The following is a 9,849-nucleotide window of genomic DNA, read 5'->3' as shown; positions in this document are numbered from 1 at the left end:
GCATCGTGCAGTAATCATAATTGGAGATTTCACAGGTAAAATTGGAGACCCATCAGGCAAAAGTAAAACACGTAAACCATTAACTACTGAACAGGTGCTTCAAAATGCAAAAACTTACGAAGATCAAATTTTTAAAATACTTGACAGAAATAAGACTGAACTTAAATTTAATAGCCAGTGGCTATCAAAACTTAATTTTGAAGAGGTGATAAAACTTGCAGGGAAGGTTACTGTTGCAAGAATACTTGAAAGAGATGATTTTGAAAAAAGATATAAAAATAATGAACCTATAGGACTTCACGAATTTTTCTATCCACTAATGCAGGCTTATGATTCTGTGGAATTAAAAGCTGATATTGAAATGGGTGGTACAGACCAAACTTTTAATATTCTTATGGGCCGTACACTGCAAAAGGATTTTAATCAAGAAAGTCAAGTAGCGCTGTTTATGCCTTTACTTGAAGGTACCGATGGTATTGAAAAAATGAGCAAAAGTCTTGGAAATTATATTGGTATATATGAAAACCCAGTTACAATTTATGAAAAGACTATGACTATTCCGGATAATCTCATTATTAAATACTTCGAGCTGGCAACAGATATTCATCCAGATGAGGTTGAATTAATTAAACTGGAACTTGAAAAACCAGAGACTAATCCTCGTGATATTAAAATGCGTCTTGCAAAAGAGATATCAACTTTATATTGTGGTGCCATGGAAGCAGAGATGGCAGAGGAACACTTTAAGACTGTGTTTCAAAAAAACCTTATTCCAGATGATATAGATGAATTTACCCCATCGCCTGATTGCTTTACACAAGATGGCGAAATCGATCTTGTAAAGATTATCTTTAATAGTGGCATTGCTAAGAGCAACGGAGAAGCAAGAAGACTTATTACACAAAATGCTATAAAAATAGATGGAGAAAAGTTTAATTCATCTACAATGTCAAATACAAACAGTAACTTTGTTGTTCAGGTAGGTAAGTCAAAGTTTATTAAAATAAAAATGAAAGCTTAATAATAAAACACTATCAATTTAAATATTTTTATAAATTGATAGTGTGCTTTATTTATATATTTTTATTGGATTTCTGCTGTATTAATTCGGTTTATAGCCTTTTTCAAGGCTACCTCTGCCCTTGCAACATCAATGCCATCAGGGTTTTGAAGTCGCTCTTCAGCTCTCCTCTTTGCTTCTTTGACTCTCTCTATATCTATCTCATTTGGCCATTCAATGGCATCACAAACTATTAATGTATCTTCTTTATTTACTTCTACATATCCACCAGCAATAGCTGCTTCTTTAATTTTTCCATTTTGCTTAATCCTTAACTTTCCGATACCTATAAGAGATATTAATGGAGCATGACCTTTTAATATACCAATATCTCCATTTACGCATCTTAATATAGCCATATCTACCTCTTCATCGAAAAAAATCCCATTAGAAGTTACTACCTTTAGTGAAAATAAGGCCATCTGCTTCCTCCTAACTTTTTATTTTTTTAGCTTTTTCTACAGCTTGTTCTATGCTACCTACAAACAAAAATGCTGCTTCAGGAAGATCATCATGCTTTCCTTCAAGTATCTCCTTAAATCCTCTTATTGTTTCCTTTAAAGGTACATATTGTCCAGGCATTCCTGTAAATTGCTCTGCTACGCTAAATGGTTGAGATAAGAAACGTTGAATTCTTCTAGCACGAGCTATGGTTAGCTTATCCGTTTCTGATAATTCATCCATCCCGAGTACCGCTATAACATACTGCAACTCCTTATACCTTTGAAGAACTCTTTGTACTTCACGAGCTACATTATAATGTTCTTCTCCAACAATTAGAGGGTCTAAAATTCTAGATGTAGAGTCTAAAGGGTCTACTGCAGGATATATTCCTAGTCCAGAAATCGTACGTGAGAGAACAGTAGTTGCATCTAAATGAGAAAATGTCGTTGCTGGAGCTGGGTCTGTTAAGTCATCCGCTGGTACATAAACTGCTTGAACAGAAGTAATGGAACCTGTTTTTGTAGATGCAATTCTTTCTTGTAGTTGTCCCATTTCTGTAGCCAAAGTAGGCTGATAACCAACGGCACTTGGAATACGTCCAAGAAGTGCTGATACTTCAGATCCAGCCTGAGTAAATCTAAAGATATTATCTATAAATAATAGAACATCTTGCCCTTGGCTATCTCTAAAATATTCTGCCATAGTAAGCCCTGTTAGTGCAACTCTCATTCTTGCTCCCGGAGGTTCATTCATCTGACCAAATACCAAGGCAGTTTTATCTATAACTCCTGAATCTTTCATCTCATGGTAAAGATCATTACCTTCTCTAGTTCTTTCTCCAACACCAGTAAATACAGATAATCCCCCATGCTCTTTTGCAATGTTGTTAATAAGTTCTTGAATAAGAACTGTTTTTCCAACTCCCGCTCCACCGAAAAGACCAATTTTACCACCCTTTGCATAAGGTGTCATTAAATCGATAACTTTTATTCCAGTTTCAAATATTTCAGTAGCTGTTTGTTGCTCTTCAAGCAACGGCGCCTCTCTATGAATAGGCATATATTCATCAGCAATTAATTCACTACCATTATCGGTGGTTTCTCCAAGTACATTGAAAAGCCTTCCTAAAGTTATATTACCCACGGGAACTTTTATTGGTCCCTCCGTGTCTATTGCTTCCATACCTCTTATAAGTCCATCCGTTGAAGACATTGCAATGCATCTTACTGTATCTTCGCCTATATGCTGAGCTACCTCTGCTACTATCTTATTATTATTATCACCTTTTATTTCAATAATATTTAAAAGCTTCGGCATATTATCCTTATTAAATCTTATATCTAACACAGGTCCAATAATTTGAACTACTTTGCCCGTGTTCTTTTCTAACATCAGCTTTCCTCCTCTGCTTATTTATTTGAGAGCTTCTGCACCACCTACAATTTCTGTTATTTCCCTAGTTATTGAGGCTTGTCGAGCTCGATTATATCCTAATTCAAGATCAGCTATCATTTCTTCAGCATTATTAGTTGCTGATTCCATAGATACCCTTCTTGCTCCCTGCTCGCTAACAGAAGATTCTACCAAAGCACCATATATAGAAATGTGAATAAACTTAGAAATCAAATAATCTAGCACTGCTTCTGGGGATGGTTCGCATTCTATCTGAATATTTTTATTAGTATTTTCAGCTTCCACAGTCTCTACTGGAAGAAGTCTTACTAAAATGGGTATTTGAGATAATGCATTTTTAAAAGTAGTATATACTAGATTTATCTCATATACTTGGTGCTTTTTATATAAATCAATAGCAAGATTGCCTATAGCAACTGCATCCGTAAATTCTGGATTCTCTGATATAAAGTCAAAACTTTCTACTATTTCATAGTTATTTCTAGTAAAATAGTCTATACCCTTTTGGCCTATAGGTATAACTAAGGCATTTTCCTTATCCTCAATAATATTTTCAGTAAGTTTAAATATATTATTGTTATATCCCCCTGCCAGACCTTTATCAGAAGTTATTACAATAAAAAGCTTGTGTTTTGCTTCTCTATTATCCTCATCAGGATAAGCTAACTTAGCTACAGACGGAAGCATTCCATTAATACTTTTAAGCACGGTCTTTTGATATGACTCTAATCTCTCTAGGCGTTTTCTAGCCTGTCTAAGTTTAGAAGATGAAACAAGCTCCATTGCTTTGGTTATTTCTTTTGTGCTATTTACACTTTTTATCATTCTTTTAATTTCTTTCATCCCTTGAGCCATGCTTTCACCCCTCTTCTTACATCATTTTCATTTGAAGAGCCCCAAGAATTCCTCTATAGCCTTTTTAAGCTCAGACTCTATTTCTTCAGTAAGCTTTTTGCTAATAGCTATCTCTTTCTCTACATGTGAATAATTAGTTTTCATAAATTCCAAAAATTCCTCTTCAAAAACCTTAATTTTTTCTATAGGAATATCATTAATGTATTTGTTACACACTACATATAGAAGCATTACTTGTCTTTCCATTGACATAGGCTGATACTGAGGTTGCTTTAATATTTCCATTATCCTCTCCCCATATGACAATGTTTTTTTGGTTTCCTTATCAAGCTCTGATCCAAACTGTGCAAAGGCTAGAAGTTCTCTGTATTGCGCAAGTTCAAGCTTAAGTCCACTAGATACCCCTTTCATTGCCTTAGTTTGAGCAGCACCACCTACTCTTGATACTGACAAGCCAGAATTCACTGCAGGTCTTTGTCCTGAGAAAAATAATTCCTGCTCTAAAAATATTTGACCGTCCGTTATAGATATTATATTTGTTGGAATATAGGCAGAAATATCTCCTGCAAGAGTTTCTACTATTGGCAATGCCGTTATAGAGCCTCCACCATTTTCTTCATTAAGTCTTGCCGCTCTTTCAAGCAATCGAGAATGCAAATAAAATACGTCCCCTGGATATGCTTCACGTCCCGGTGGTCTTCTCAAAAGAAGAGACATAGTACGATAGGCAACTGCATGTTTTGATAAATCATCATATACAATCAATACATCCTTCCCATTGTACATAAACTCTTCTGCTATAGAAACTCCTGAATAAGGGGCTATATACTGTAACGCATCTACCTCGCTTGCTGTAGCCGATACTATAATTGTATATTCCATAGCTCCATTCTTTTCTAAAGTGTCTATTAATTGAGCTACCGTAGATCTTTTTTGTCCAATAGCTACATAAATACATATAACGTCTTGGCCTTTTTGATTTATAATTGTATCTATTGCTAATGCGGTTTTCCCAGTTTGTCTGTCACCTATGATAAGTTCTCTTTGCCCTCTACCAATAGGAATTATAGAGTCAATAGCCTTTATTCCTGTTTGCATAGGCACCGTTACAGACTTTCTTTCAATAACTCCAGGTGCTTCCGCCTCAATAGGCCTAAACTTGTCTGTATTAATAGGTCCTTTGTCATCTATTGGTTCTCCAAGAGCATTAACTACTCTTCCTACCAATGCGTCTCCTACTGGGATTTCTACAACTCTTCCCGTTCTCTTTACTATATCCCCTTCTCTTATATTTTCACTGGGACCTAATAGTACACACCCTACATTATCTTCTTCAAGATTGAGAACCATACCATATACTTGCCCTGGAAATTCTAATAATTCTGAAGCCATACACTTTTCTAATCCGTGAATTCTTGCAATACCGTCTCCAATTTGAACAACAGTACCTGCATCTAATACATTAAGCTGTCTTTCATATTTTTTAAGTTGTTCTTTTATTATTGAGTTTATTTTTAATGCATTTATTCCATCAGATTGAAAATCATAGTCTGCTTCAGTTAAATTTAGTTTCTTTTCATACTTTTCAATTTGCTCCTTTATGATGGAGCTAATTTCATCTTTTCTAGAATTCATTAAGTTTACTCTCCTATCATAATTTAATAATTGAATTATTTAAAGACGTATGAATATCACCAATTCTTCCTTTAATACTTCCGTCAATGAGTTTATCTCCCACCTTGAGAACAACTCCACCAACTATAGACTTATCAACTTTGTTAGATAGAATAACCCTTTTCTTAAGTTTTTTAGTTAAAATTTCTTTAAGTTTTTCCATACTATCAACACTTATAGGAAGTACAGTATAAGCCACCGCTTCAATAATCCCATACTTATCATTTACCTTATCATCAAAATCTTTACCAACTCTATTAAAATAATTTTCCATTCCCTTGTCTATTAAATTATAGCAAAGAGTCATCACTGATTTTGACACACTCTCCTCAAAAACAGAGGTTATCATATCTTTTTTATCCTCTTTTGAAATTTCTGGATGTGCAAGTATAATTTGAAATTGTGGTTCTTTTTTTACCTCATCCGATATAAATTTAAGTTCATCTATAAATTGATCAAGTTTATCTTCATCAAACATTAATTCATTTAAAACTTCATTATATTTTTTATCCGCTACTCTATCCATTCCACTTCACCTACCTCATGAATAAACTTATTTATCATTTCTTGGTGAGTATCTTCGTCTAAATTTTTTTCGATGGCTGCTGAGGCTGTTAATATTGTCATTTCCACTATGTCATGTTTTAAACTTGCCATAGTTTTTTCTTTTTCTCTTTTAATATTTTCTTTAGCTTTTATAAACATACCATCTACTTCCATCTTTGCCTCAGCAAGAACTTCCTGTTTTATTTCATCTTCCCTTTGTTTAGCTAAAGCTATAATTGTTCTTGCTTCGTCTTTTGATTCCTCTATTTTTTGTTCATATTGATTTTTTAAAACATGAGCTTCCTCTGCTTGAGTTTTGGCTTCTAGCATATCATTTTCAATTTTGCTTTTTCTAGCATTAACCATATCCGAAACTGGCTTAAATAAAAAATGCTTAACTACAAGAAATAGAATCAAAGTCGAAATTAGCTGAGACATAAAAATGGGCCACTCTGGTATAACTTTTATTTCAAAATTCATAAATTAAATACTCCTTTCTATGCAGTAAGTCATGAGCATCGTTAAAATACATTAAATACCTATTCTATATTTTATAATGCTTGCATTAAAGGACGTACAATTAGCAAAATAAGAGCTATAATTAACCCATAAATTCCACTTGTTTCCGAAACTGCTTGTCCTAATATCATGGTCTGGATAATATCTGACTTTGCTTCAGGTTGTCTTGCAACCGCTTCCGCTGCCTTACCTGCCGCATATCCCTGTCCTAATCCTGGTCCAAAAGCTGCCAATACAGCTATACCTGCTCCTATGGCTGAACAACCTAATACAAACGCTTCACTTGAAATTCCTTGCATATTTATATTCCTCCTCAAATAATCAATTTTTCATTTTAATTTAGTTAGTTCTTTTCATTTTATTGCTTATAAACACCATGGTAAGCATTGCAAATATAAAAGTTTGAACAAGACCTACAAAAACATCAAAGTATGCATTTAAAAGTGGTGCTATAAAAGGTACAGTAATTATGGATATACTATTTAATGCATTAAAAATTAAAGCTATTATTATAGTCCCGCTTATCATGTTTCCAAATAATCTAAAAGACAACGCGATTGGTATTGTTATTTCACTCATTAAATTGATAGGCAACATTATTAGCGTAGGCTGAGTAAAGCTTTTTAAATAATCTTTTATCCCATTACTGCTTATACTATTAAAATGTATCAACACAAAAGTAATCATTGCCAAAGCTAAAACTATACTGTAATCAGATGTGGGAACCTGTAAGCCTAAAAGTCCAAGCAAATTAGCAAATACTAAAAATAAGCTTATTGTTCCTATATAAGGGGCAAAGCCCACTCTATTTTCACCCATAGTACTTTTTACTAAGGATTCAACTGTCTCTACAAAAAACTCTACAATAGTAACTATGGAACTTGGCTTCTCATCAATTTTTGTATTCTTTATTTTTCTACCGACAATAATTGAAAATATAGATAACACTATAACTATCATCCAAGAATTTATAACACTAGCATTTAAACATATTTCCTTGCCGAACAATAGGAAATTTATGTCCATCTTCATGCTATTCACCTCCCGTATTATGGTGAATTTGTATTATTTTCATAATACTCCTCAAAACATTGAATTATATAAAACTTATTATTTTTTTATAATTTTAAGCGAACTCTTCTTATAAAAGGTGCTAAAAATTATGATTATCTTCACTGAAAATAAACCGAGTATAGCAGTATAAAAATTCAAATAATCTGCTATATATGAAATGAATATGACAACGCCATAAATAAAAGTTCTTATAGTGTAATTTGTCAATATAAAAAATTTTATTTTCTTCTGTGTCATATATAAAGATCTTTCTATGCTAATGCACATAAGTCTAAAATTTAAAACCGTAATACATGTACTAAAAAGCAAGCCATATATATATTCTTTTGGATTTGAAAAGGTAATTAGAATTAATATGGATAGTATTAACGCAATTGATAATGTTCTTTTTACTATCCACAGTTGATAATTTTGTCCTGTAACACTCATTGAATTAATACCTCCTACTTACTTTTATAGTTTAACTAAATAAATTTCTTTATAGTTGCCCCCGTTAAATTTACTTTTTAATAGAGCTCTAATTTTATTCCTATAATCTAAAAATAGAATAAATGGAATAAATAGTTGGTTAATGTGGTATTTCTTTAAACCATTTTCATAAAACACTAAAGGACTATATAACAATTCAGAATTTTCTTTATAAAGATTTTTTTCACTAATAGTAAATTCCATGTTTTTATGTCTATTTGGGAAAATTTTATTTTTAGACTTTGATAAATCGACTTTTAGATTGTCATATTTATACAAAATAATTTTACTTCTAGATATTAGGTGGGGAAATTGTCCATTATTTTCTCTATATAAATTAATTACATTCTCAAGATTCAAGGAAGAAAATTTGCGTTCAATTTCAAATAAGCTTAAATTTAACATTTTTAGCGGTATTAAAAGAATTATATTAATTATTATTAAATACTTCTTTATTTTTCTCAAATTCTCTCCCTCCTCTTTCATAATAATTTATTAAAACATAAATTAAGTAATTACTATAGACTTGGTTTATTTTTCAAAATTAATTATTAATTTATCAATCAGTTCTATTGTAATTTTAGAAATATATTATTTAGATTTTAACTAAATTTTTTGTATAATTATAAATAATGATAACATATAATGCAAGTTTATGCTATTGTCAAATAAATATTAGTAATATTTTTTTATTTTCAAGTAGTTTTTATTTAATTTTTTGTTAATTTTTATTATGTAATACAATATTTTTAGATACTCATTATCCTTAAATTTAACTTAAATTACATTTTAATGATTTTTTAACCAAGATTTTCTTGAAAATAGATAAGTATTTATCAATTATTTAAACTGAGGTATTTTAATATGGGTGTGGAGGCTTATATGAAAGAAAATGATATTATAGTGAATTAATATTAATACAGAAAAAGCGAAAGGCACATGAAACCCTTCGCTTTCTTTGTATTTATTTCTTAATATTTTTAAATGACTCAGTTTGATTTTTTATACCAACCTCAGTGGCAAATCTTTCTATACTTGATGCTCCAAAGAAACCTTCAACACCATGAGTTTTTGATATTATATATTGGGCATCCTCTGGTTCTGCTATCGGTCCACCATGACATAAAACTATAATATCTGGATTTACTGACTTACCAGCATCGCATATCTCCTGTACTTTTACAACGCAATCATCTAATGTAAGAGCTGTTTTAGCACCAATTGTTCCTTTTGTAGTTAATCCCATATGAGCTACTAATATATCTGCTCCAGCCTTTGCCATTTCAATAGCTTGTTCTTTATCAAATACATATGGTGAAGTTACTAGATCTAATTCATGAGCTTTTTTAATCATTTCTACTTCTAAGCCATATCCCATTCCTGTTTCTTCAAGATTTTGTCTAAAAACTCCATCAATAAGTCCAACAGTTGGGAAGTTCTGTACTCCTGCAAAGCCTTGTTCTTTAAGACCTTTCAAAAATGCTTCCATTACTCTAAATGGATCTGTGCCACAAACCCCTGCTAATACAGGCGTATCTTTAACAACAGGCAGCACTTCATTTCCCATTTCAACTACGATTTCATTAGCATCGCCATAGGATAATAAACCAGCAAGAGATCCTCTTCCTGCCATTCTATATTTTCCAGAATTGTATATTATAATTAAATCAACTCCGCCAGCTTCAGCGCTTTTAGCAGAAATACCTGCTCCAGCACCTGCTCCTAAAATTACTTTTCCTGATTTAATTTCTTCTCTTAATTTATTTAAAACTTCACTACGTGATTTTGACATTTTA

12 protein-coding genes are annotated in these 9,849 nt (G+C 32.1%); 1 reads left to right on the top strand and 11 read right to left on the bottom strand.

The window, feature by feature from the left end; genetic code table 11:
• A partial coding sequence (gene tyrS / locus RYO54_RS17855; RefSeq protein ID WP_315121823.1) for a tyrosine--tRNA ligase occupies positions 1–1,021 on the top strand: 1,021 nt, incomplete at its 5' end.
• Between the two features lie 62 nt (positions 1,022–1,083).
• Here the strand turns inward: tyrS and atpC are convergent.
• The 11 genes from atpC to RYO54_RS17805 form a co-directional block, all read right to left on the bottom strand.
• On the bottom strand, positions 1,084–1,482 hold the full coding sequence (atpC, locus tag RYO54_RS17850; RefSeq protein WP_315121821.1) for an ATP synthase F1 subunit epsilon: 399 nt from the start codon (positions 1,480–1,482) through the stop codon (positions 1,084–1,086).
• Between the two features lie 10 nt (positions 1,483–1,492).
• On the bottom strand, positions 1,493–2,896 hold the full coding sequence (gene atpD / locus RYO54_RS17845) for a F0F1 ATP synthase subunit beta (RefSeq protein ID WP_315121819.1): 1,404 nt from the start codon (positions 2,894–2,896) through the stop codon (positions 1,493–1,495).
• Between the two features lie 21 nt (positions 2,897–2,917).
• Complete coding sequence (atpG, locus tag RYO54_RS17840; RefSeq protein ID WP_315121818.1) at positions 2,918–3,760, bottom strand: ATP synthase F1 subunit gamma; 843 nt, start codon at positions 3,758–3,760, stop codon at positions 2,918–2,920.
• A gap of 39 nt (positions 3,761–3,799) precedes the next feature.
• Positions 3,800–5,407 (bottom strand): F0F1 ATP synthase subunit alpha, encoded by a 1,608-nt coding sequence (gene atpA / locus RYO54_RS17835; protein WP_315121816.1) that lies wholly within the window; start codon positions 5,405–5,407, stop codon positions 3,800–3,802.
• A 16-nt stretch (positions 5,408–5,423) separates the two neighbouring features.
• Positions 5,424–5,972, bottom strand: coding sequence for an ATP synthase F1 subunit delta (gene atpH, locus RYO54_RS17830; protein ID WP_315121814.1), 549 nt, complete (start codon positions 5,970–5,972; stop codon positions 5,424–5,426).
• Positions 5,960–6,472 carry a F0F1 ATP synthase subunit B gene (atpF, locus tag RYO54_RS17825; RefSeq protein ID WP_315121812.1) on the bottom strand — a complete coding sequence of 171 codons (513 nt, stop codon included), beginning with the start codon at positions 6,470–6,472 and terminating at the stop codon, positions 5,960–5,962. Before atpF ends, atpH begins: the two co-directional genes overlap by 13 nt.
• A 71-nt stretch (positions 6,473–6,543) precedes the next feature.
• The gene (gene atpE / locus RYO54_RS17820; RefSeq protein WP_315121810.1) at positions 6,544–6,810 is read right to left on the bottom strand and encodes an ATP synthase F0 subunit C; all 267 of its coding nucleotides are present in this window, start codon (positions 6,808–6,810) and stop codon (positions 6,544–6,546) included.
• A gap of 40 nt (positions 6,811–6,850) precedes the next feature.
• Positions 6,851–7,543 carry a F0F1 ATP synthase subunit A gene (gene atpB, locus RYO54_RS17815; RefSeq protein ID WP_315121808.1) on the bottom strand — a complete coding sequence of 231 codons (693 nt, stop codon included), beginning with the start codon at positions 7,541–7,543 and terminating at the stop codon, positions 6,851–6,853.
• A gap of 78 nt (positions 7,544–7,621) precedes the next feature.
• A complete protein-coding gene (locus RYO54_RS20230) occupies positions 7,622–8,014 on the bottom strand; it encodes an ATP synthase subunit I (RefSeq protein ID WP_399549717.1) in 393 nt (130 codons plus the stop codon).
• 24 nt (positions 8,015–8,038) lie between these two features.
• Positions 8,039–8,518 carry a hypothetical protein gene (locus RYO54_RS17810; protein ID WP_315121806.1) on the bottom strand — a complete coding sequence of 160 codons (480 nt, stop codon included), beginning with the start codon at positions 8,516–8,518 and terminating at the stop codon, positions 8,039–8,041.
• Positions 8,519–9,017: 499 nt separating this feature from the next.
• Entirely contained in the window at positions 9,018–9,845 is an 828-nt protein-coding gene (locus tag RYO54_RS17805) for a phosphoenolpyruvate hydrolase family protein (RefSeq protein WP_315121805.1), read from the bottom strand.
• Positions 9,846–9,849: the final 4 nt, after the last annotated feature.

The organism is uncultured Clostridium sp., from assembly GCF_963515715.1.
Lineage (GTDB): Bacteria > Bacillota > Clostridia > Clostridiales > Clostridiaceae > Clostridium_AW.
The sequence above is the reverse complement of the archived record's forward strand: the minus strand, read 5'-3'. Positions and strand labels throughout refer to the sequence as shown.